This window comes from Streptomyces glaucosporus (assembly GCF_039533345.1).
In the GTDB taxonomy this organism is placed as follows: Bacteria; Actinomycetota; Actinomycetes; order Streptomycetales; family Streptomycetaceae; genus Streptomyces; species Streptomyces glaucosporus.
This window is the reverse complement of record NZ_BAAATJ010000024.1, coordinates 43366-65347: the sequence shown is the minus strand read 5'-3', so window position 1 is coordinate 65347 and position 21982 is coordinate 43366. Positions and strand designations below refer to the sequence as shown.

Genomic DNA, 21982 nt, shown 5'->3' with positions numbered 1-21982 from the left:
TGAGCCGAGCGTACGCCAGCGCGGGCGCGGCGTGATGCCCTTGGAATATTTCTCCGCCACCGGGGCTCCCCGGTGGTACGGGGCGCTCCTTCCTGCGCCGTCGGTTCCCGGCCACGGTGGGGCGTTCGGCCCTCTTGACCGCCGAACACCCTTGTTCAAATGTTGCCTGAATATGCGTCAGCCATGTTCGCCAGCGTGCTCCGCCGCTGTCAGAGGGAGGCGTCCGCCCATGCCGCAGACCACCGCCGAGAAAGCCGCCGGACGGGACGGGCTCGTACGGCGCACGGCCTTACTGGAGATCCCCTTCCCCAGTGCCATCAGCCCCGACGTCGAACGCGCCCGGGCGCACACCCTCCGCTGGCTCCGCGACTTCGGGCTGCTCCGGGGGGAGTCCGCGTTCGAGGAGTACGACGCCCTGCGGCTGGAGCGGGCGATGGCCCGTTTCTACCCCCGGGCCACGGGCGAGGACCTGATGCTGGCCACCGACGTCAACGGCTGGTTCTTCGTCTTCGACGACCAGTTCGACGGCCGGCTGGGGCAGCGCCCGGAGGCCGTCGCCCGTCTCCTGAACTCCCTCACCGCGGTCATGGACGAGGGCGGCCCCGCACCGGGGACGCCCCTCAACCCGCTGGTGGAGAGCTTCCGCGACCTGTGGCGGCGCGTCAACGACGGGATGCCCGAGGTGTGGCGGGAGCGGTTCCGGCGGCACTGGCGCGGCTATCTGCTCGCCCACCACCAGGAGGCGCTGAACCGCTCCGGGGACGCCCCGCCCGCCCTGGAGGAGTTCCTGACCGCGCGGCGCCACTCGATCGGCATCCAGCCCTGTCTGGACCTGGCCGAGCGCTGCGGCCGGTACGCCCTGCCGGCCGGGCTGCACGGCGGCTCTCCGCTGAGGGAGATGCGGCGGATCACCGACGATGTGGCGATCTTCGTCAACGACATCGTCTCGCTGGACAAGGAACTCGCCGTGGGCGACGTCAACAACACCGTCATCCTCCTCCACCGGGCCACGGGACGCGCGCTGGAGGAGTGCGTGCGGGAGGTCTGCGCCATGGCCAACGGGCGCGTCGCCCGCTTCCGGGAGCACGCCGCGCGCCTGCCGGGGCTGCTGGCCGCCCGCGGGGTGCCCGGGCAGGTCCGCGCCCGGGTGGAGGACTACGTCGACGGCATGCGCAACGTCATGCGGGGCAACCTCGACTGGTCCCTGGAGAGCCGCCGCTACGACGCCGCCGGGGTCGCCGCCGTCAGCGGCGGACGGCGGCGGCCGTGGGCCGGTCTGCTGGCCGGATCGGACCCCTGCTGACGGCGGCCCGGCGGTACCGTACGCCGCCATGGCGGACATGGAACCGGTGGTGAACCTGTGGCGGGCGGGACTGGACCGGGTGCCCGGGGAGGTGTGGGAGCGCGACGGGCTGCGCGTGCTGATCCTCGCGGACAACGCCCTGACCTCGCTCCCTCCGGACATCGGCCGGCTTCGGCGCCTGCACACCCTGGACCTGGGCCACAACGCGCTCGTCTCGCTCCCGGAGGAGATCGGGGAGCTCACCGGGCTGGACCGCTGCCTGTACCTGCACGACAACCGGCTCGCCGAACTGCCGCGCTCCCTGGGGCGGTTGGACCGGGTGGCGTACCTCAACGTGGGGGACAACCCGCTGGGAGCGCTGCCGGAGGAGATCGGCCGGATGGCCGGTCTGGTCGAGCTGCGGGCGCAGCGCTGCGGCCTGCGGGAGCTGCCGGAGTCGCTCGGCGGGCTCACCGCGCTGCGGGAGCTGTGGCTGCGCGGCAACGCGCTGGTCTCCCTGCCCGCCTCCGCGGCCGGTCTGCGGGAGCTGCGGGAGGTGGAGCTGCGGGAGAACGCGCTGGAGGAGGTGCCCGGCGCGCTGCGCGGACTGCCCCTGCTGCGGCGTCTGGACCTGCGCGGCAACCGGTTGCGGGAGGTTCCCGGCTGGCTCGCGGACCTGCCCGCGCTGGAGAAGCTGGACCTGCGGTGGAGCGGGGTCCGTCCGGCGCCCCGCCTGTCGGCGGAGCTGGCCCGGCGCGGGTGCGTGGTGCTGTGGTGAGCGCGGGGGCCGTCCCTCCGGCGGGCGCCCGTTTCCCCGGCCGCGGGGTTGACGGGGCCCTGCGGCCGGGAAGGGTTCCGGCGTTCCTCCTCATCGCCGCACACCGCCCCTCCCACCACCCACTCCCCAAGGGGGTCACGGAATGAACGATTCCGCACCGGGCCGGACCATGGGCCGACGGCAGCTCGGCGCGCGGGCGCTCGCGATCGGCGGCGGCCTGCTGCTCGCCTCGGCGCCCGTCGCGGCCGCCCGCGCCGCAGCGCCCGCCTCCCCCTCCGGATCCCGCGCGCCCGTGCTGCGCCGCGGCAGCGCCCGGCAGGCCGGGCTGCTGGAGGAGCACCTCCGGCGGCTGGTGGAGGACGCGCGGGCCTTCCTCGGCCCCTCCCCCGAGCACCCCTGGTACGCGGGGGCGGTGCTGCTGGCCGGACGCGGCGGCACCATCGCCCTGGAAGAGGGCATCGGCCACGCCGTGCGCTACGCGGCCTACGACGAGGCCACCGACACCGGCGTCGAACTCCCCGCCGACCGGCGAATTCCCGCCACCCCCGCCACCGTCTACGACCTCGCCTCCGTCTCCAAGCTGTTCACCGCGATCCTGGCCGTCCAGCAGATCGAGCGCGGCGCGCTGGCCCTGGACGCGGCCGTCGCCTCGTACCTGCCGGAGTTCGGCGAGGCCGGCAAGGACGGCATCACCCTGCTCCACCTGCTCACCCACACCTCGGGCCTGGCCGCCTGGCTGCCCCTGTACGCCGAACCCACCCGGGAGGACCGGCTGCGGCGGCTGTGGCGCGAGAGGCCCCTCGACCCGCCGGGCACGGTCTACCGGTACTCCGACCTGAACCTCATCGCCCTCCACCTGGTGCTGGAGAAGGTCACCGGCAGAACCCTGGACGTGCTGCTGCGCGAGGAGATCACCGGGCCGCTGGGCATGCGGTGGACCCGCTACAACCCGCCCGCCTCCTGGAGGCCGCGCATCGCCGCCACCGAGGACGCCCGCCGCCCCTGGTCGGGCCTGGACCGCGGCATGGTGTGGGGCGAGGTCCACGACGAGAACGCGTACGCCTTCGGCGGGGTCGCCGGGCACGCCGGGGTCTTCTCGCGCGCCCGGGACCTGGCCGTGCTGTGCCGGACGCTGCTCAACGGCGGCGCGTACGGCCGCGTCCGCATCCTGGCGGAGGAGTCGGTGGACCTGCTCTTCCACGACTTCAACACCGATTTCCCCGGCGACGAGCACGGCCTGGGCTTCGAGCTGTACCAGCACTGGTTCATGGGGGCCATGGCCACTCCGCGGACGGCCGGGCACACCGGCTTCACCGGCACCTGCCTGGTGCTGGACCCCACCACCGACACCTTCCTGGTACTGCTGGGCAACTCCGTGCACCCGGTGCGCTCCTGGCGCTCCGGCAGCGCCCCGCGCGTGTCCGCCGCCACGCACCTGGCCCGGGCCGTGCCCGTGCGCCCCGCCGACGGGCGCGCCGCCTGGTTCTCCGGGATGGCGGACGCCTCCACGGCCATCCTCGCCCTGCCCGAGGTGACGCCGCGCGGAGAGGAGCCGCGGCTGCGCTTCTCGGTGTGGTGGGACACCGAACGCGACCGGGACGTGCTCCGCCTGGAGGCGTCCGGCGACGGCGGAGCGTCCTGGGAGCCGGTCCCGTTCACCGTCTCGCGCCGCGGCGCCGACCCGGTGGACCGGCCCGCCGGGACGCTGTACGGCTTCTCCGGCCGGGTCTGGCACCGGGCCGTCGCCGGTCTGGACGCCTGGCGCGGCCGGGCGGTGCGGCTGCGCTGGCGGTACACCACGGACGCCCGCTACGTGGGCCGCGGCGCGTACGTCGACGGGATCCGGATCGAGGACGGCGGACGCGTGCTGTTCGACGACTCCCGCCGGAGGGACGCCGGCCGCGTCGTCGCCGAGGGCTGGACGGCCTCGGCGGACTGAGGGCCCCGGCGGCCGGGCGCCCCGGGGACGCCCCCTCACCGGCCAGGGCCGGGCCGGGCCGGTCAGGGCCGGGCGACGCGGACGGTGGCCAGGTCGGCGAGCCCGGAGACGGTGATGACCGGGTCCAGCAGCTCCGGGGCGATCAGGTCCAGGCGGGAGGCATGGGCGAACAGGACCGTCAGGCCCGCGCTGTCCAGGTACTCCACGGCGGTGAGGTCTATGACGAGGCGCTCGGCGCCCGCGGCGGCCCGGTCCACCGCGTCCCGGAAGTCGCCGACGTTGCTCATGTCGATCTCCCCCGCGGCGGTGAGGACCGGGGTGCCGTCCGGCTGCCGGTGGCTGGTGATCGTCAGGGCGGTGGTCATCGGCTGATCCTCACATGCATGTCTACGGTGGTCCCGGTGTCGCCGGGGACGATGGTGACCCGGTTCGTGAGGGCGCGGATCAGAGCCAGCCCTCGGCCGCGGTGGGGGTTCGCCTCGGGCTGCGGAGTCCTCCAGCGGCCCGTGTCGGCGACGGTCAGGTGCAGGTCGTCCGTGGTGGCGGACGCGGTCAGGCGCACGGTGCGCCCCGGGGTGTGGCGGTGGCCGTGCTCGATGGCGTTGGCACACGCCTCGCCGACCGCCACCAGGACCTCCTGGACCGTGCGGGGACTGATGTCCAGCCGGTCGAGCCAGGTCCGCAGGCTCCTGCGGACGGGCGCGAGCTGGGCGGAGTCGGCCGGGAAGGACACCTCCAGGGGGCGGGGGTGGCGGTACAGCAGCACGGCGACGTCGTCGTCGTAGCCGCTGGGCGGCTCCATGCCGGTCATGATGTCGCCGGCCAGGTCCTCCAGGGCGCTGTTGAGCCCCTGCCGGGCGGCGGCGGCCGCCCGGTGGATGCCGTCGCTCAGCGGACGGCGGCGGCGCTCGACCAGGCCGTCGGTGTACAGCAGCAGGGTGGCGGTGGGCGGCATGGTGCAGGCGGCCTCGGGCCGGGAGCGGTCCGGTCGTACGGCCAGCGGGACGGAGCGGCCCCGGTCGAGCAGTTCGGTGGTGCCGTCCGGGTGGGTGAGGATGCCCGGGGGATGACCGGCGCTGCTGTAGGCGAGCCGCCCGGTCTCGGGGTCGAGCACCCCGCAGAAGACGGTGGCGCACGCCGCGCCGGGGACCAGAGCGGCGAACCGGTCGAGGGCGGACAGGACCCGGGCGGGCTCGGGGGACTCCAGGAGCAGGGCGCGGCACGCGCTGCGCAGCTGGCCCATGACGGTGGCGGCCTGCAGGCCGCGGCCCACGCAGTCGCCGACGACGATGCCGATGCGGCCGTCGGGGAGCTCGACGGTGTCGTACCAGTCCCCGCCCACCTCCAGGGGCCGGGCGGCCGGCTCGTAGCGGACGGCGAATCCGTCGGGGAGGTCGACGGGGCCCAGGATGGCCCGCTGGAGGGCGAGGGCCGTCTCGCGCTGCTGTTCGAAGGTGTGGATGCGCTGCAGCGCCTGGCCGAGGTGGCCGCCCAGCACCGCGAGCAGAGTGTGGTCCTCGGAGATGAAGGGGCGGTGGGGAACGGACTCGATCCACAGCGCCAGCGGGCCGCCCGGGTGCTCCAGGGTGACGCCGAGCCCCGGGGGGTCTTCGGTGGCCACCGGCTGCAGGGGGGTGCGGCCGCGCAGGGCGCCGACCGCCTCGCGGACCGGGCCGGACAGCTCCTCCCCTTCGCCGGGCACGCTCTCTTCGCCGGGCACGCTCGCGACCGGCTCCGCCCGGCCGTCCTCGCCCCAGGTGACGGCCAGTGCCCGCCGCGCCTGCCACAGCCGGCACAGTTCCTCCAGGGCCGACCGCAGGGCCTCGGGCAGGGTGGACGCCTCCGACAGCCGTACGCCCAGGGCCGCGAGGGCGGCCTCGCGCTGGGCGGTGAGGCGCTCGGCGGTGACGTCCCTGAAGGTGCCGACCGCCATGCGCCGACCGGTGTCGGGGTCCCTGACCTCGTTGAAGGTGGCGTGCACCCACAGCCGGCGCCCGTCCCGGTGGGTCACGGGGGTGATGTAGCTGCCCTTCGTCCGGCCCACCACCTGGGCGAAGGCGTCCTGGGCGATCCGGTGGGCCTCGGGGTCCTGGGACTCGTCGGGCCACCAGGGGTGCAGCGGCCGGTAGGGCAGGCCCTCGGGCCCGAAGCCGAGGATGTCGGTGAAGGCCGAGTTGATCTCGATGACGTTGCCCTCCTCGTCCAGGACGAAGAAGGCCTCCTGCAGCGAGTCGACCAGGGCGGTGCGCCACTGCGCGTGGTGGTTGCGCAGCCGCGCCAGCTGTACGGCCGCTCTGACGCGGGCGAGCAGTTCCGCGGCGGAGAACGGCTTGACCAGGTAGTCGTCGGCACCGGCCTCCAGCCCCTCGATGGAGGCCTCCTGCCCTGCCCGGGCCGACAGCAGCAGCACGGGCACCCCGGCGGTGCGGGAGTCGGCGCGCAGCGCGGCCACCAGTCGCAGGCCGTCCATGCGGGGCATCATCACGTCGCTGACGACCAGGTCCGGGGCGTCGGCGCGGACGGCCTCCAGGGCGGCCCGGCCGTCGGGGACCGTCGTGACCCGGTAGTTCTGGGACAGGAGCCGCCGCAGGTACTCGCGCATGTCGGCGTTGTCGTCGGCGACCAGTACGTGTGCCCGTACCGCTCCGGGCACCGCGCCGCCGGGCGCCGCGCCGCCGGAGCCGGCCGGGGCGGGGTCCTCCTGGACGTCCTGCCCGGCGCCGGGCAGCCAGCGCAGCGCCTCCTGGAGGAACGGGTCGGCGCCGGAGGACGCCGGGGCGGTCCCGGCGGGGACCACGGAATCGGCCGGCAGGTGGGCGGAGCCGAAGGGCAGCCGGATGGTGAAGGCGGTGCCCTCGCCCTCGACGCTGTCAACGGTGATGGCGCCGCCGTGCAGGCCGACCAGCTCCCGCACGAGCGCGAGCCCGATGCCGCTGCCCTCGTTCGAGCGCGCACGGACGTTCTCGATGCGGTGGAACCGCTCGAACAGCCTCGGCAGCTCGTCCTCCGGCACTCCGACGCCGGTGTCGGACACCCGCAGCACCGCCTGCCCGTCCCCGGTGCCCAGCTCCACGCGTATGGAGCCCTCGAAGGTGAACTTCAGCGCGTTGCTCAGGAGGTTGAGGACCACCTTCTCCCACATCTCGCGGTCGATGTGGACCGGCTCGGGCAGCGGGGGGCAGTCCACCTCGAAGGCCAGGCCGGCTCTCTCCACCGCCGACCGGAAGACGCTGGCGAGTTCCCTGGTGACGGCGGCCAGGTCCACCGGTTCGTAGCGGGCCCGCATCCGGCCGGCCTCGATGCGGGAGAAGTCCAGCAGGGTGTTGACGAGCTTGCCCAGGCGCAGCCCGTTGCGCCGGATGGTCTCCAGTTCCTCGCGCGTCCGGTCGTCGGCGCCCGCCAGCCGGGCACGCAGTTCCTCCAGGGGCCCCGTGATCAGGGTGAGGGGGGTGCGGAACTCGTGGCTGATGTTGGAGAAGAAGGCGGTCTTGGCCCGGTCCAGCTCCGCGAGCTCCTCGGCCCTGCGCTGCTGGACCTCGTAGGCCACGGCCCCGTTGACCAGCGCCGCGGTCTGGCGGGCGACCAGGTCCAGGAAGGTGCGGTAGCCGTCGTCCAGGACGCGTCCGGCGCCGGCCGCCAGGACGATCGCTCCGACCGGTTCCGCGCCGGTCTCCCCGGGCAGCGGCAGGACCACCGCCTGTGTCGGCGGCGCCTGCCACCCTCCGGCGGGGAGCCGGCCGAACCGCTCCACGACGTCCTCGACGACCACGGGCTCCCCGGTGCGCAGCACCCGCTCCAGCGGCCAGCCGCCGGGGCCGTCCGGAAGGGGCTCGGGCGCGGCGTTCGAGGGGCTGACCGCGGCCAGGACCGGCCCGCCGCCCTCGTCGCCGGGGCGCCGCAGGTAGACGGCGGCGAAGGGCACGTCCCGCTCCGCGCGCTCCAGCGCCCGGGCGACCAGCCGGCAGGCCTCCTCCACGCTGCGGGCGATGCCGGCCTGGGCTCCCAGGTCCTGCAGCGCGGCCAGGCGCCGTTCGCCCACCACGCGCCGGGTGGTGTCGGTGACGGCGGTGAACACCCCGCACACCCGGCCCTCGTCGTCGTGGAGCGGGCTGTAGGAGTACGTCCAGTACGTCTCCTCCCAGTACCCGTGCCGGTTCATCGGCAGCAGCAGGTCCTCGGACCACGTCGCCTCGCCGGTCTCCATCACCGAGCGCAGCATCGGGCCGACGATGTGCCAGATCTCCTTCCACACCTGATCGCCCCGCTTGCCCAGGGCGGGGTGCTTGTCCCCCAGCAGCGGCAGGTATGCGTCGTTGTAGAGGAACCGCAGGTCCTCGCCCCACCACAGGATCATCGGGAAGCGGGAGGTCAGGCAGATGCGGCAGGCGGTGCGCAGGCTCATGGGCCAGGTGGCCGGGGGCCCCATCGCGATGTCCTCCCAGGGGAAGGCGCGCATCCGCCCGGCCATCTCACCGTGCCCCGGAAAGATCGACCCGACCGGTTCGTCACGGTCCCCGCCGCCCATGTCCCCACCCTCCTCGCCACCGACTGCCCGCGGACCGGCACCGGTGCCGACGGGACGGCGGCACCGACCGCCGCGTACCCCGGCCCACCCCGTAGGATACGGACGTTCGCCCGTCACCTGCGGCGCGGCCCGGAGTTCACGGCCGGGCGGCTCAGAGGGGAAACCGCGGATGAGCAACAGCGCCACGGCACCCGCCGCCCCCGTACCCGCCGGCGTGGCGGACCCGCTCTCCGGCGGGCCGCTCGACCGGAGCGCCTCGGCGGTCGCACGGGCCGCCGCCCCCGTCACCGTCCCCGGCGGCCGTCGCACCGGCGCGGCCGGCGTCCCCGGCGGCGGAGGGACCGCGGGTGCGGCCGGGCACCCGACGTGCCGTCACCGTCGAGGGGCGGCCGCGTGGACGGCGGGCCCGCCGGCGACCGCGGACGGGCCCGTCACGGCTCCGGGCCCGGTCGTGAACGACGACATCGCGCTGCCGGCCCCGTCCGTCCCGGCAACCGACCAGACCGACCACCCCGCACAGGAGAACCGGTGTCCGACCGATATCTGACCGTCACGTCCCGCACCCACTCCGCAGGCCCCCACGTGCTGACGGTGGCCGGGGAACTGGACCACCACACCGCTCCCCGGCTGCACAGCGCGCTGGACGAGTCGCCCCTCACTCCGGGAACCTCGATCATCCTCGACCTGTCCGGGCTGACCTACTGCGACTCCACCGGCATCACCGTCCTGATCACGGCCCACCACCGCGCGCAGGCCACGGGCGGCGGCCTGGCGCTGGCCGGCCTGGACGACGACATCAAGCGCGTCTTCACCATCGTCGGCCTGGACCAGATCTTCGCCTTCCACGACAGCGTCGACGACGCCGCGGCGGCCCTCACCCGGTGATCCGCTCCGGATGCGGGCGGGGCCGGGGCCGGGCTCAGGCGTCGCCCCGTTTCCCTCCGCAGCCCGGCGCCGCCACCCGGCGGTACAGTTCGGCGGCCTCGGCGCTGCGGCCGAGCCGCTCCAGGCAGTGGGCCTCGTCGTTGCGGCCGGCCAGCGCCTCGGGGTGATCTGGTCCCAGCACGTCCGCGCGGATCCGGGCGATCCGGCGGAAGATCTCCAGGGCCTCCTCCCACCGCTCCAGCCGTCCCAGGGCGTGGGCGGCCTCGTGGTGGCTGGCGAGGGTGTCGGGATGGCCCGGCCCCAGCACTCGCTCCCGCTCGGCGGCCACCGCCCGGGCCTCGTCCAGGGCCTCCTTCCAGCGGCCCAGCCGTCCCAGGGCGTGGGCGGCCTCGTGGCGGCTGGCGAGGGTGTCGGGATGGCCCGGCCCCAGCACTCGCTCCCGCTCGGCGGCCACCGCCCGGTGCGCCTCCCCCGCCTCCTCCCAGCGGCCCAGCCGCCCCAGGCTCAGCCCGGCGCTGTGCCGGTTGGCGAGCACGGCCGGCAGGTCGGCGGCGGGCTCGCCGCCGGACGGGAACCGCGTCGGGCCGGGGCCGGTCCACGGGCCGCTGAGGACACCGGGGTGCCCGGGGGACACGGGTCCGGCCGGCCAGCCGGCGACGGCCTTGGCGCCGGTGCTCATGCCCTGGGCCCACGGCGGCATCCGCGGGGGCGCGGGCGGCCGCGTCGCGTGCCCGGCCGGGTGCGCGACGCGGCGGGCGGCGGCGGTGCGGAGACCGAGTTCGGCGGCGTCCCCGGGACGCTCGTCGGGGTCCTTGGCGAGCAGGTCGAGGATGATCCGCTCCAGTTCCCCGGGAAGGTCGGGGCGCAGTTCGCGGGGCGGCCGCGGCGGGGTCTCGCTGTGGCCGACGATGACGCCCCAGGCGTCGTCGAGGTCGAAGGGCGGCACACCGGTGGCTATCTCGTACAGCACGCATCCCAGCGAGTAGAGGTCGCTGCGGTGGTCGAGGGGGGCTCCGGCGATCTGCTCGGGCGACATGTAGTGCGGGGTGCCCATGGTGATGCCGCCGCCGGTGAGCTTGGCCGTGAAGCCTATGTCGTGGCCGAGCCGGGCGATGCCGAAGTCGCAGATCTTCACCGTGCCGCCGGTGGTGCGCATCACGTTGGCGGGCTTGAGGTCGCGGTGCACGATGCCCTGGTCGTGGGTGTAGGCGAGGGCGTCGGCGATCTGCTCGGCGATGTCGAACAGGTCGGCGACGGGCAGCGGCCGGTGGCCGCCCAGTTCCAGCAGTTCGCTGAGGTTGTGCCCGTCGAGGAGTTCCATCACCAGGTAGAGCACCCCGTCGTGCTCGCCGAAGTCGTGGACCACGGTCACACCGCGGTGCTGGAGCGAGGCCGCGACCCGGGCCTCGCGGCGGAAGCGCTCCCGCAGCGCGTTCATGGAACGGGGGTCGGTCTGCCGCCCCAGCGGTTTGAGGCACTTGACGGCGACCGCGCGGCCCAGCGACTCGTCCCGCGCCCGCCACACCTGGCCCATGCCGCCGCGTCCCACGAGGTCGAGCAGCCGGTACCGGTTCTGGAGCAGGGTGTTCTTCTCCATCGCGCGCTGCCGCCCCCTCTCACCCGATGCCCTGGTGCCGCCCCCCGGCCCGCCCAGTATGAGCCCTTTCCCGACGAACCGGTAAGGCGGTGGCGCCGTGTCGGGCCTCCCCGGGGCGCTCCGGAGCGCCCCGGGGAGGCGCCGGGCGCGGGTTTCGATCTCCGGGGGGCGGCAACCGTGGACAGAGTGTCACCTCCTCTACGCGCACGCGGCACCCGGGCGGGCTTCCGCCGGCTCGCCCGGATGCGCCGCGCTCCCGCATTCCACCCCCGGGGACTGACCTGCACCGGCGAGATCACGGTGACCGGCGGCACCGGCCCGTCCTGGGGGGTGCCGTGGCTGGACGAGCCGGGCCGCCACGCCTGCGCGGTACGGCTGTCGCGCGGGGCCGGCCTGCCCGCACCGCTGCCCGACTGGCTGGGACTGGCCGTGCGGGTGGTGGACGCCGGCGGCCCCGGGCGTCACCTGGACCTGCTGCTGACCTCCTCCTCGCGGCTCCCCGCGCTGCGCCATCTGCCCCTGCCGCGCGGTGACGCGCTGGGCGGCCCGTACTCCGTCCTGCTGCCGTACCGCGTCGGGGGCCGCTCCATGGTGCTCGCCGCCTTCCCGCGCCGCCGTTTGCGCCCGGTCCACGGCAGTCCCCCCGTCCTGCGGCGGGCGCTGGCGGAGAAGCCGCTGGTGTTCGACCTGCGGGCCGCCGAGCCGCTGGGCCGGTGGCGGACCTTCGCGGTGCTCACGGTCGGCGCGACGCTGCCGGAGCCCCCGGAGGCCACCCCGGGGTACGACGTCTACGGCCACAGCCTGCCGGGGCTGGAGCCGGGGCCCGCGCTGGGGACGGTGCGGCGCGCGGCGTACGAGGGTTCGCGGCAGGGACGCAACTGAGGGGCAGTCGGATCGCCCGTTTCCCCCCTGAAGGCCGGGGTAGACCGGAATTGCCGGTATTCCACCCGAACGTGTGGAGATGATGACGATGGCCAGGACAGGCCCGAGCACCACGGGCACAGCACGCGGATCGGCGTTGTCCAACGCCGCCAAGATCGTCGGGGCGATCTTCCTGGGAGTGGGGATCCTGGGGTTCATCCCCGGCATCACCACCGACTACGGCGACATGACGTTCGCCGGACACCATTCGGACGCCCATCTGCTCGGCATCTTCAAGGTGTCGATCCTGCACAACCTGGTCCACCTCGCCTTCGGCGTCGCCGGGCTGGCGATGGCCCGCAGTGCGGCCGGGGCCAGGGCGTTCCTGATCGGCGGCGGTCTGATCTACCTGCTGCTGTGGCTCTACGGGCTGATCATCGACAAGGACAGCGGGGCGAACTTCGTGCCCCTGAACACGGCCGACGACTGGCTGCACTTCCTGCTGGGGGTGGGCATGATCGGCCTCGGCACGCTCCTGGGCCGCCGCCACTCGACCGCCTGACGGGTGGGCCGGACACCGGTGGGGCGGCCCCGCGGCCGCCCCACCGGGCACCGGGCCCCGAGAACGCCGGACCGCCGCCGCGTCCGGTGAGGGACGAGGAGGTTCCCCGCCATGACGTCCGCACCGCCCCCGGGGTCCGCCGAGATGCTCTTCGTCGGCAACGCGACCCTGCTGATCCGCTACGGCGATCTGACCCTGCTGACCGACCCCAACTTCCTCCACCGCGGCCAGTACGCCTACCTGGGCAAGGGGCTGCTGTCGAAGCGGCTGGCCGACCCCGCCCTGTCGGTCGGCGAACTGCCGTCCGACCTGGACGCGGTGATCCTGTCCCACCTCCACGGCGACCACTGGGACCGCGTCGCCCGCCGCCGCCTGCCCCGTTCCCTGCCGATCGTCACCACGCCGCACGCCTCCCGCCGCCTCCAGGGGCTCCACGGGTTCAGCCGCGCCACCGGCCTGCCCACCTGGCACGACCACGTACTGGTCCGCGGGCGCAGCCAGGTCCGCGTCACCGCCCTGCCCGGGCGGCACGGGCCGGGACCCGTGCGCTTCCTGCTGCCCCCGGTGATGGGCAGTCTGCTGGAGTTCGGCGATCCCGGAGGGCCCGTGCGGCTGCGGATGTACATCTCGGGCGACACGCTGATGTTCCCCGGCGTCGAGGAGATCGCGCGCCGCTGCCCGGACATCCACCTGGCCGTGGTCCACCTCGGCGGCACCACCCTCCCGGGCGGGCTGCTGGTCACCATGGACGCGTTCCAGGGCGCGGACCTGGTCTCCGTGCTGCGCCCGCGCCGGGTGCTGCCCGTCCACTACGACGACTACGGCGTCATGAAGTCCCCCCTGTCGGACTTCCTCCGCGAGACCGCACGGCCGGGCTTCCCCTCCGGGGTGGTCCACTGCCCCCGCGGGGAGCGGGTGACCGTCGACGCGAACGGACTGGTCGGGACGGCCGGGACCGCCCGCGTCTGAACGGCCCGCGGGGCGGGCACCCGGACGGGCACACGGTGAGGAAGGCCGGCGCACGGCGGCCGCGACCCGGAGAGGAAGGCGTACACAGGTGCCGAGCACGATCACAGCCGAGCACGTACGGGAGCTGCTCCGCTCCCCCGACCGCGATCCCCGTCTGGTCCTGCTGGAGGGCCGGGCCCGGGTCGTCTCCGCCGAGGAGGCGGGCACGGACCGCTGGCGCGGGGCCGTGGAGGTGGTCTCCCGCGACGATCTCCGCGGCCGGCTCGGTCCCGGGGAGCCCTCCGAAGGGGAGCTGGAATCGCTGGCGGCGCGGCTGGAGGCCGTGGTCGCGGAACTGGGCGCCTGACCCGGCGCCGTCCCCGCGTCCTCCGTCCCTGACCGGCGGCCGTCCCGCCGCCGGTCAGGGACGGAGGACGCGCACTGCCAGGGCGAGGGTGTCGTCGGGGTGGAGGATGATGGTGTGCATGTCCTCGGCGATCGCGCCGGGGATCTCCCTTATGGGCCTGTCCGCGTGGCGGCGGACCGCCTCGACCAGCCGCTTCTCGCCCTCCCGGGGGTCCCGCCGGCTCTCGGTGAGCCCGTCGGTGTAGAGGACGAGCAGGTCCCCCGGCGCCATCCTCGTGTGCAGCAGCCGCTCGCTGCCCGCGAGCGGGTAGCCGATGCCCCGGCCGCGCACCTCCAGGTACCTGGGCTCTCCGCCGGCGGGCAGCAGCAGGGCGGGCGGGTGACTGCCGTTGGCCAGGTACAGGTCGCCGGTCCGGGGGTCGATGCGGGCGAGCAGCACGGTGGACATCAGCTCGCTGTCGAAGGGCATCAGGATCTCGGCGGTCCGGGCGATGATCGACTCCAGCGGATGCCCCTCCAGGGCCAGGGTCCGCACCGCGTGGGTGACGTTGAGCGCGCCGCGGGTGCTGGTCACACCGTGTCCGAGGGCGTCGACGACGGTGATGTGGACGGTGCCGTCGGGCAGCTGGAGCCAGTCGTAGAGGTCTCCGCCGGTGGGCGCGTCGGTGCCTGCCGGGGCGTAGTGGACGGCCATCTCCAGGCCCTCCACCTCGATCGGCGAGGGCCGCAGGGCGTCCTCCAGCTCGCGCAGGGTCTGGCCGTGGGCCTTGCGGAGCTGCTCGTCGCGCTCCTCCAGCTGGACGTAGAGGGCGAGGGTGCCCCGGTTGGTCTCGGCGAGTTCGTGCTTGAGTCTGCGGTGCTCGGCGGTGAGGGCGTCGATGCGGGCCAGCGCCGCCCTCAGCTCCTGTTCCACGGCCTGCAGTTCGGAGGACGGCGACTCGCCCGCCGGCCGCGGCACGCTGCCGCCCGGGAGCGGCACGGCCCCTCCCTGCGGCACACCGCCGGGCTGTGCGGGGAGCGGTACGCGCCAGGTGGCCGTGCCGCCCTCGGCGAGCTCGGCGGGCAGCGGCAGGGCCGGGAGGTCGCGGCCGCGGTCGGCGTCGACGGCCTGGAGGGTGTCGAGCGTGATCACCAGGTGCGGTGTCCCGCAGCCCTGCTCCGGTTCGACGCGGGTTCCCAGCCGTACGGGCCGCCCGGCCGCGAGTTCGGTCCGCGCCAGGTCCGCCGCGGACATCACCAGGCGTGCCCTGGTCTCGACCGGCAGCCGGTGGAGGCGGGCGATCCCGCGGACGGCCCGGCGGAGGCTCGGCAGCGTGTAGTGGGGGGTGTCGTTGTCGGTTGTCATGGGACCTCTACACCGCCTGGACGGTGAGCACGGTGGCGTCGTCACGGGTGCGCCGGTGGCCGTGGGCCAGGGCGGCGGCCAGCAGGGGCGGGGGGAGCCTGAGGAGGAAGGCGGACGGGGAGTGGGACCACCGGGACTCGATGCCGTCGCTGTGGAGGGCGACCACCGCCCCCGGCGGCAGGGGGAGGGTCCGGACCCGCGGGGTGGGGACGTTCCATCCGGCGATGCCGGGCTGGCCCGCCAGCCGGTGGAGCACCTCCCCGCCCGAGAGCGCCACGGCCCGGATGTTGCCTATGCCGCAGTACTCGGCGCGGTCGGGGTGCAGGCGCAGGACACCGGCGGCCGCGCCCCGGGTGTGGCGCAGGCTGCGGTGCAGCGAGGTCAGGATGTCGTCCAGGGGGCGGTCGGGCGCCGTGCGGAAGGAGCGCAGGGCGGACCGGGCCGCCTCGGCCGCCGAGAGGCCGTGCCCCAGTCCGTCGACGACCAGCCCGGTGAGCACGTCGCCGGAGCCGACCACGGCGCAGGCGTCGCCGCAGTGCCGCTCGCCCTTGGCGGGCAGGCACACCGAGCCGGTGTCCCAGCGCGGCGAGGGGGGTTCGTCGGGCGGGGAGAGGCGGGCGCAGACCACGGTCCCGACTCCCACGCGGGTGCGGATGGCGAACTCGGTGGCGATCCGGCGCACCGCGCCGAGGCCGGCCCCCAGGGAGCCCGCGGTGGTGGTGTAGCCGTCGGCCATGGCGCGGTCGAGGTCGCGTATGCCGGGGCCGCGGTCCACGGCGAGGACCTCCACCCCGGTGCCGAGCCGGAACGGCTGGACGTACACCGTTCCGTCGGTGGCGTGCTTGACCAGGTTGCCCGCCAGTTCACTGGCGAGGACCGCCGCCTGGTCGGGCATGGCGCCGGGCAGGCCGCACCGCAGCGCGCAGTCGCGCGCCGCGGTGGCGGCCAGGTGGATCGCGCTCTCGTGGTCGATGCGGATCTCGTCGGTCAGGCCCTCGGTGACGGAGGACGATCGGCTCACTGCGTCGTCCAGCGGGTCGCGCTGATCGTGGTGCCCTTTCCCGTCGCGGTGTGCAGCTCGAACTCGTGCATGAGGCGGCGGGCGCCGCCCAGCCCGTGTCCCAGGCCGGCGCCGGTGGTGAACCCGTCGGCCAGGGCCGCTTCCACGTCGGGGATGCCCGGCCCCTCGTCGTGGACGGTCAGCCGGATTCCCCTGCGGCCGGCCTGCCGCAGGAACTCGATGGTCACCGTGCCCCCGCCGCCGTGGATGTAGGCGTTGCGCGCCAGTTCGCTGGCGGCGGTGACGACGCGGGTCTGGTCCACGAGCCCGAAGCCGGCCTCGACGGTGGCCGCCCGCACCGCGTGGCGGACGGTGATGAGGTCCTCGTCGTTGCGGACGGGGAGCGTGGCGGGGGGATCGCCGCGACGGCCGTCTCCGCCGGCCGCGGGAACCACCGGGGCGCCGGCCGTCCGTTCACCCGAGAGCTTCACTGCGGGTCCCCCCTTCCGGGGGCCGGGGGGCGTGGTGCCAGCCCAGTGCGGCCATCCCCTGTTCCGCGTTGAGCGCGGTCTCCACCCCCGTGAGCTGGAGTCCGAGTTCGGCGAGGGTGATCGCCACGGGCGGCCGCATGCCGGCCACGATCACCCGGGCGCCCAGCAGCCGTGCCATGGTGCTCAGTTCCGTCAGGGTCCGCGCCACGAACGAGTCGATGATCTCCAGCCGGGAGATGTCGATGAGCACCCCCTTGGCCCGCTCGGCGGCGATGCGCTCGGTCAGCTCCTCGGCGAAGGCGGTCGCCGCCTTGTCGTCGAGCTCGTTGATGAGCCCGGTGACCAGCACGTCACCGAGCCTGATGATGGGCACGTCCATGGGCCGGGAGCTGGTCATCGGTTCGTCGGGGCTCCGGCGGTCGTCGGCGACTCCTGGCCGGTCATCTCCACGGCGGCGGCCAGGGCGTCGGCGAGGGTGGCGCGGGTGAGGATGGTGGACAGGTCGATGCCGAGCTGGGCGATGGTCTGCGCGATGGAGGGGCGGACGCCGCTGATGAAGCAGTCCGCGCCCATCAGCCGGACCGCGTTGACGGTCTGCATCAGGTGCTGGGCGACGGCGGTGTCCACCGTCGGCACACCGGTGATGTCGATGATCGCCACCCTGGCCTCGTGGGTCTGGATGGACTGGAGCAGGTTCTCCATCACCACCTGGGTGCGCGCGGTGTCCAGCGTGCCGATCAGCGGAACGGCCAGGATCTGCCGCCACAGGTGCACCACGGGGGTCGACATCTCCAGCAGCTGGCGGCTCTGCCGCTGGATGATCTCCTCCCGGCGCTCGACGTAGGCGCTGAAGGAGAGCGCGGCGGCCTCGTCCAGCAGCCGGTTGATCATCAGGGCGGCGGGGAACAGCTCGCGCGGGTCGCTGTTGTCGCGCTCCACGGCCTCCAGCACGGCGTCCTTGAGGGCCAGGATGGCCAGGGACGTGGCGGTGGGGTCCGCGCCGCTGCGCTCCCTGCGCAGGGAGAGCTCCATCACGGCGTCGCGGAGGTCGCCGTGGGTGCCGACCACGCTGGCCATGCTCTGCTCATTGTTGTTCAGCGCCCCGCCGAGGAGGAGGATCAGGGAGTCGGCCTCCTCCCGGAGTTCGCTCTCGCCGATGTCGATGGCGGCCCGCTCCCGCTGCAACTGCACCCACCGGTCCGCGATCTCGTCGCCGCGCTCCCGCAGTGCCCTCGTCAACCGGTCTCGTACGGCTGCGTCGCTGGCGTTCACCACAAGCCCTCTCACAGTCGTTCTCGCCGGCCCACGCCCGTCGCCTCGGCGCCCGGCTGGATCTGGGGGGACGACAAAGCCAGTACTCATCGTCCCTTTTGTTGCTGTCCGGCACATGTTAACAGCGGCCGGAAGAGCCGGAGAGGGCCCCAACTCGGGCCGTGTCAGGGAGCGGTGGCGCACTCCGGCTTTCCGAGGCCTTCCCCGAAACCGGCTCCTGATGCCGAACACCGCGATTGTTTCCTCCCGGCGACCGTTCCGGCGGGACGCAGGGGCCGGCCCCGCCGGAACGGTCGCCGGGAGGCCCGGGTCCCACGCCCGTGACCGCGTCGCGGTCCGGGGTCCGGACGCGCGCCCCTCCCGCACCGTCCCCCGTCATCCTCCCGCACCGTCCTCCCGTCGTCCTCCCGCCCCCTGCCGGGGCGCCGGGGCTTCCAAAGGCGCACTCCGGGGCCGCTGTACCCTTCCCGTGCGACCGGGCCGCCTCGCCGGTGGACGCGGAGCGCCCCGGGCCGCGCGCGGCCGGAGGGCGGAGAAGCCGGTGTGCGGGTGTCCCCCCGGGGCACACGCTCCCGTGGAGCAGAGCCGAGGACCGAGTTGGACGAGTTGGAGGTGTTCACCGTCGTACCGATGCCGGCGCCGCGCCGGCGCGTCCGGTGCATCCTCCCCGCCGCCGCAGCCGCACCGGCGGTCGCCCGCCCACGCCCGCACGGGACCGGGCCACGGCCGCCGGCCCGCACGGCCGGTTCTCCCCCGCATCCCCTCGCCACGCCAGAGGCGGTCCTCCCGTGACCGGAAGCGAACACCCTCACGCCGGGCGGGAAGACCCGGAGCCCTTCGTCCATCCCGCGCTGTTCTACCGGACGTCCGAGGAGTACCTCGCCGGGGTGGGCGGCTTCGTCACCGCGGCGCTGGACGCGGGGGACCCCGTCCTCGTCGCCGTTCCCGGCCCCCGGCTGGGGCTGCTGCGCGAGTACCTGGGCGCCGGGAAGAGCCCGGCCGACCGCCTCACCCTCGTGGACATGACCGAGTTCGGCCGCAACCCCGGCCGCATCCTGGCCGGTCTGCGGGACTTCGCCGACCGGCACGCCGGCCGTCCCGCCCGTATCGTCGGGGAGCCGATCTGGGCTCGGCGCTCCCCCGCCGAGGTGGTGGAGGCCACCCGGCACGAGGCGCTCATCAACGCCGCCTTCACCGGCCGCACCGCGACGATCCTGTGCCCCTACGACACGGCCGCGCTGCCCCCGGCCGTGCGCGACGGTGCGTGCCGCACCCATCCGGTCCTGTGGGAGGGCGGCACGGAGCGGCCCAGTCCGCACTACGCCGGGCCCGCGGCCGTCAACGCGGACTGCGACGCCCTGCCGCTCGCCCCCGCTCCCGCCGGCGCCCGCACCGTCGTGTTCGCCGCCGGCGACCTGGGCGAGGTGCGCCACCACGCGGACTCCTGGGCGCACGAGGCCGGGCTGGACGCTCCCCGCCGGGGCGACTTCGTCCTGGCCGTGGCCGAGGCCGCCGCCAACTCCATCGCCCACGGCGGCGGGCGCGGCACCCTGAGCCTGTGGGCCGACCGCACGTCCTGTGTGGCCCAGATCAGCGACCGCGGGCGGCTCACCGACCCGCTGGCCGGCCGCCGCCGTCCGACCCTGGACTCGGCCGACGGCGGACGCGGCCTGTGGATGATGCACCAGCTCTGCGACCTGGTGGAGTCCCGCGCCACGGCCGACGGCCTGACCCTGCGGCTGCACATGGCCCTGCCGGACGGCTCCGCCTCCTCCTAGGAACCGTCCGGGCGGCGGTGCGTCCGCCGCTCCACCGCCGGGCTCCCCGCCCGTCCCGCCGCGGTGCTCCCCCGCTCGCCGGCCTCCGTTCGGCGACACCGCGCTCCCCGTGCCGGTCCCCGCCGTCCGCGAGGGCCCGCCGCCGGGCCGCACCGTCCGCCTCCCCCGACCCCCGGCCGGTCTCCGTGACCCACGCCTCACCCGTATACCCCCCGGGGCATAAACCGGTTCCTGTTACGGTTGTCCCCGGCATACCCCCCCGGGTATTTCCGGAAGAGAGTGCGCAGCAGCCCTCCCCCGGCCCCGAGCCGCCCGGCCACGGCCCGCCGCCCCGGAAGAACCCGGCGAACCCGCCACCCCCGAGGAGAGGCAATGGTCACCGTCCTTCCCGTCGAGACCCCCGGCCTGGGCGACCGCACCTACCTGGTCCACGACGGCTCCGTGGCCCTGGTGGTCGACCCGCAGCGCGACCACGACCGGGTCACCGCCCTCGCGGAGGCCGCCGGGGTGCGGATCACCCACGTCTTCGAGACGCACATCCACAACGACTACGTCACCGGCGGCCTGGCGCTGGCCCGCGAGACCGGCGCCGCCTACCTGGTGAACGCCGATGACGAGGTCGCCTACGAGCGGACCCCGATCCGCGACGGCGACGTCGTCGAGGTCGGCGCGATGCGGGTGCGCGCCATCCACACCCCGGGACACACCCACACCCACCTGTCCTACGCCCTCCAGGCCGACGGGGGGCAGGTCGCGGTGTTCACCGGCGGCTCGCTGCTGTACGGCACCACCGGACGTCCGGACCTGCTGGGCCCGGAGCACACCGACACCCTGGTGCGGGCCCAGTGGCGCTCGGCGCACCGGCTGGCCGCCGAGCTGCCGGACGAGGCGGCCGTCTGGCCCACCCACGGCTTCGGATCGTTCTGCTCCGCCACCCAGGCCACCGGGGCGTCCAGCACCATCGGACAGGAGAAGAAGACCAATGCCGCGCTGACCGCCGACGAGGGGGCCTACGTCGAGCGGCTCCTGGCCGGCCTGGACGCCTTCCCGGCCTACTACGCCCACATGGGTCCGGCCAACGCCGCCGGCCCCACCGCCCCGGACCTGTCCCCGCCGTCCGTGGCGGACCCGGCCGAGCTGCGCCGCCGCATCGAGGCCGGCGAGTGGGTGGTGGACCTGCGCGACCGCACCGCCTTCGCCGCCGGACACCTGCCGGGCAGCCTCAACTTCGGCCTGGACGGCCAGTTCGTCACCCAGCTGGGCTGGCTGATCCCCTGGGGCACCCCCCTCACCCTGCTCGGCGAGACCGCCGAACAGGTCGCCGAGGCCCAGCGCGAGCTGGTCCGCATCGGCATCGACCGCCCGGCCGCCATGGCCACCGGTGGCCCCGGGGACTGGTCCGGCGGCGAACCGCCGGCCTCCTTCGGACGCGCCGCGTTCGCCGACCTCAAGGCCGCCCTCGACGCCGGCGACGGCGGCCCCGTCGTCCTGGACGTGCGCCGCGACCGGGAGCGCGCCCGGGCGCACGTCCCCGGCTCGGTGCACATCCCGCTCCACGACCTCCCCGGCCGCCTGGACGAGGTTCCCGAAGGCCGCGTCTGGGTGCACTGCGCCGGGGGCTACCGCGCCTCGATCGCGGCGTCCCTGCTCCACGCCCGCGGCCGCGACGTCGTCGCCGTCGACGACGGCTTCGACCGCGCCCGCGACCTGGGCCTGGCCGCACCCGCCCCCGAAACCGCCGACGACCGACAGGAGACCAGCGCATGACCCCCTCCACCACCCCCCGCAGCCTGACCGCCGACGACCTGCGCGCCGGGCTCGCCTCGGGCACCCCGCCCCGGCTGCTCGACGTCCGCTCCCCGGCCGAGTTCGAGGCCGCGCACATCCCCGGCTCCCACAACGTCCCGCTGGACGTCCTGCGCGAGCACCGCGAGGAGCTGGCGGAGCACCTGGACGCCGACGTGGTGCTGGTGTGCCGCTCCGGGCAGCGCGCCGGTCAGGCCGAGCGCGCCCTCGCCGAGGCCGGGCTGCCCGGCCTGGCGGTCCTGTCCGGCGGGATCACCGCCTGGGAGAGGGCCGGCGCCCCGGTCGACCGCGGCCGGGAACGCTGGGACATGGAGCGGCAGGTGCGCCTGGTGGCCGGTTCCCTGGTCCTGATCGGCGCCCTCGGCAGCTTCGCCGTGCCCGGCATGCAGCTCCTGTCGGCGTTCGTCGGCGGCGGACTGGCCTTCGCCGCCGTCAGCAACACCTGCGCCATGGGCGTACTGCTGTCGAGGATGCCGTGGAACCGCACGCCGTCCTTCGACCCGCGCCGGGCCGTCGCACGGCTCGCCGACCGCAGCCGGTGACCGCC

Annotated in this window: 18 protein-coding genes and 1 pseudogene; 11 read left to right on the top strand and 8 right to left on the bottom strand. The window is 75.0% G+C overall.

What is annotated here, in order from left to right; translation table 11 throughout:
• Positions 1-229 precede the first annotated feature (229 nt).
• The 3 genes from ABD358_RS22225 to ABD358_RS22215 all read left to right on the top strand — a co-directional run bounded on the left by ABD358_RS22225 (position 230) and on the right by ABD358_RS22215 (position 3999).
• Positions 230-1303, top strand: a complete 1074-nt coding sequence (locus ABD358_RS22225; RefSeq protein WP_344632874.1) for an isoafricanol synthase — start codon at positions 230-232, stop codon at positions 1301-1303.
• A 37-nt stretch (positions 1304-1340) separates the two neighbouring features.
• Positions 1341-2060 (top strand): leucine-rich repeat domain-containing protein, encoded by a 720-nt coding sequence (locus tag ABD358_RS22220; protein ID WP_344632899.1) that lies wholly within the window; start codon positions 1341-1343, stop codon positions 2058-2060.
• Between the two features lie 142 nt (positions 2061-2202).
• Complete coding sequence (locus ABD358_RS22215; protein ID WP_344632873.1) at positions 2203-3999, top strand: serine hydrolase domain-containing protein; 1797 nt, start codon at positions 2203-2205, stop codon at positions 3997-3999.
• 62 nt (positions 4000-4061) lie between these two features.
• Here ABD358_RS22215 and ABD358_RS22210 read toward each other — a convergent pair whose 3' ends face one another.
• Both ABD358_RS22210 and ABD358_RS22205 read right to left on the bottom strand, forming a co-directional pair.
• Positions 4062-4364 (bottom strand): STAS domain-containing protein, encoded by a 303-nt coding sequence (locus ABD358_RS22210; RefSeq protein ID WP_344632872.1) that lies wholly within the window; start codon positions 4362-4364, stop codon positions 4062-4064.
• A complete protein-coding gene (locus ABD358_RS22205) occupies positions 4361-8524 on the bottom strand; it encodes a SpoIIE family protein phosphatase (protein ID WP_425576386.1) in 4164 nt (1387 codons plus the stop codon). The genes ABD358_RS22210 and ABD358_RS22205 overlap by 4 nt, the downstream gene beginning before the upstream one ends.
• Before the next feature lie 528 nt (positions 8525-9052).
• Here ABD358_RS22205 and ABD358_RS22200 point away from each other — a divergent pair.
• Positions 9053-9409: an STAS domain-containing protein gene (locus ABD358_RS22200; protein ID WP_344632871.1), complete on the top strand. Its 357-nt coding sequence runs from the start codon at positions 9053-9055 to the stop codon at positions 9407-9409.
• A gap of 70 nt (positions 9410-9479) precedes the next feature.
• Here the strand turns inward: ABD358_RS22200 and ABD358_RS22195 are convergent.
• Positions 9480-11006: pseudogene (locus ABD358_RS22195) on the bottom strand (serine/threonine-protein kinase); the annotation flags it as partial.
• 186 nt (positions 11007-11192) lie between these two features.
• On the opposite strand from ABD358_RS22195, the gene ABD358_RS22190 reads away from it, so the two are divergent.
• The 4 genes from ABD358_RS22190 (at position 11193) to ABD358_RS22175 (ending at position 13744) form a co-directional block, all read left to right on the top strand.
• Positions 11193-11888 carry a phosphodiesterase gene (locus ABD358_RS22190; RefSeq protein ID WP_344632870.1) on the top strand — a complete coding sequence of 232 codons (696 nt, stop codon included), beginning with the start codon at positions 11193-11195 and terminating at the stop codon, positions 11886-11888.
• A gap of 88 nt (positions 11889-11976) precedes the next feature.
• A complete protein-coding gene (locus ABD358_RS22185; protein ID WP_344632869.1) occupies positions 11977-12429 on the top strand; it encodes a DUF4383 domain-containing protein in 453 nt (150 codons plus the stop codon).
• 111 nt (positions 12430-12540) lie between these two features.
• Positions 12541-13398: an MBL fold metallo-hydrolase gene (locus ABD358_RS22180; RefSeq protein ID WP_344632868.1), complete on the top strand. Its 858-nt coding sequence runs from the start codon at positions 12541-12543 to the stop codon at positions 13396-13398.
• A gap of 88 nt (positions 13399-13486) precedes the next feature.
• Entirely contained in the window at positions 13487-13744 is a 258-nt protein-coding gene (locus tag ABD358_RS22175) for a hypothetical protein (RefSeq protein ID WP_344632867.1), read from the top strand.
• Between the two features lie 54 nt (positions 13745-13798).
• Here the strand turns inward: ABD358_RS22175 and ABD358_RS22170 are convergent, their stop codons facing one another.
• Genes ABD358_RS22170 through ABD358_RS22150 form a run of 5 tightly spaced genes read right to left on the bottom strand, consistent with a single transcriptional unit; the run spans position 13799 to position 17851 of the window.
• Positions 13799-15088 carry a PP2C family protein-serine/threonine phosphatase gene (locus ABD358_RS22170; protein WP_344632866.1) on the bottom strand — a complete coding sequence of 430 codons (1290 nt, stop codon included), beginning with the start codon at positions 15086-15088 and terminating at the stop codon, positions 13799-13801.
• A 7-nt stretch (positions 15089-15095) separates the two neighbouring features.
• Positions 15096-16109 carry a SpoIIE family protein phosphatase gene (locus tag ABD358_RS22165; RefSeq protein ID WP_344632865.1) on the bottom strand — a complete coding sequence of 338 codons (1014 nt, stop codon included), beginning with the start codon at positions 16107-16109 and terminating at the stop codon, positions 15096-15098.
• Positions 16106-16579: an anti-sigma regulatory factor gene (locus ABD358_RS22160; RefSeq protein WP_425576385.1), complete on the bottom strand. Its 474-nt coding sequence runs from the start codon at positions 16577-16579 to the stop codon at positions 16106-16108. Before ABD358_RS22160 ends, ABD358_RS22165 begins: the two co-directional genes overlap by 4 nt.
• Entirely contained in the window at positions 16563-16976 is a 414-nt protein-coding gene (locus ABD358_RS22155) for an STAS domain-containing protein (RefSeq protein WP_344632864.1), read from the bottom strand. Before ABD358_RS22155 ends, ABD358_RS22160 begins: the two co-directional genes overlap by 17 nt.
• Positions 16973-17851: an STAS domain-containing protein gene (locus tag ABD358_RS22150; protein WP_344632863.1), complete on the bottom strand. Its 879-nt coding sequence runs from the start codon at positions 17849-17851 to the stop codon at positions 16973-16975. The genes ABD358_RS22155 and ABD358_RS22150 overlap by 4 nt, the downstream gene beginning before the upstream one ends.
• Before the next feature lie 788 nt (positions 17852-18639).
• On the opposite strand from ABD358_RS22150, the gene ABD358_RS22145 reads away from it, so the two are divergent.
• From ABD358_RS22145 to ABD358_RS22135, 3 genes are all read left to right on the top strand, one after another.
• Positions 18640-19629, top strand: coding sequence for an anti-sigma factor RsbA family regulatory protein (locus ABD358_RS22145; protein WP_344632862.1), 990 nt, complete (start codon positions 18640-18642; stop codon positions 19627-19629).
• A gap of 372 nt (positions 19630-20001) precedes the next feature.
• Entirely contained in the window at positions 20002-21396 is a 1395-nt protein-coding gene (locus tag ABD358_RS22140; protein ID WP_344632861.1) for an MBL fold metallo-hydrolase, read from the top strand.
• Positions 21393-21977: a rhodanese-like domain-containing protein gene (locus ABD358_RS22135; protein WP_344632860.1), complete on the top strand. Its 585-nt coding sequence runs from the start codon at positions 21393-21395 to the stop codon at positions 21975-21977. The genes ABD358_RS22140 and ABD358_RS22135 overlap by 4 nt, the downstream gene beginning before the upstream one ends.
• Positions 21978-21982 lie beyond the last annotated feature (5 nt).

Coding starts and splice junctions, on each gene's coding strand:
- ABD358_RS22225 (WP_344632874.1), top strand. CDS start 230: ATGCCGCAGACCACCGCCGAGAAAGCCGCCGGACGGGACGGGCTCGTA.
- ABD358_RS22220 (WP_344632899.1), top strand. CDS start 1,341: ATGGAACCGGTGGTGAACCTGTGGCGGGCGGGACTGGACCGGGTGCCC.
- ABD358_RS22215 (WP_344632873.1), top strand. CDS start 2,203: ATGAACGATTCCGCACCGGGCCGGACCATGGGCCGACGGCAGCTCGGC.
- ABD358_RS22210 (WP_344632872.1), bottom strand. CDS start 4,364: ATGACCACCGCCCTGACGATCACCAGCCACCGGCAGCCGGACGGCACC.
- ABD358_RS22205 (WP_425576386.1), bottom strand. CDS start 8,524: ATGGGCGGCGGGGACCGTGACGAACCGGTCGGGTCGATCTTTCCGGGG.
- ABD358_RS22185 (WP_344632869.1), top strand. CDS start 11,977: ATGGCCAGGACAGGCCCGAGCACCACGGGCACAGCACGCGGATCGGCG.
- ABD358_RS22180 (WP_344632868.1), top strand. CDS start 12,541: ATGACGTCCGCACCGCCCCCGGGGTCCGCCGAGATGCTCTTCGTCGGC.
- ABD358_RS22170 (WP_344632866.1), bottom strand. CDS start 15,088: ATGACAACCGACAACGACACCCCCCACTACACGCTGCCGAGCCTCCGC.
- ABD358_RS22155 (WP_344632864.1), bottom strand. CDS start 16,976: ATGACCAGCTCCCGGCCCATGGACGTGCCCATCATCAGGCTCGGTGAC.
- ABD358_RS22140 (WP_344632861.1), top strand. CDS start 20,002: ATGGTCACCGTCCTTCCCGTCGAGACCCCCGGCCTGGGCGACCGCACC.
- ABD358_RS22135 (WP_344632860.1), top strand. CDS start 21,393: ATGACCCCCTCCACCACCCCCCGCAGCCTGACCGCCGACGACCTGCGC.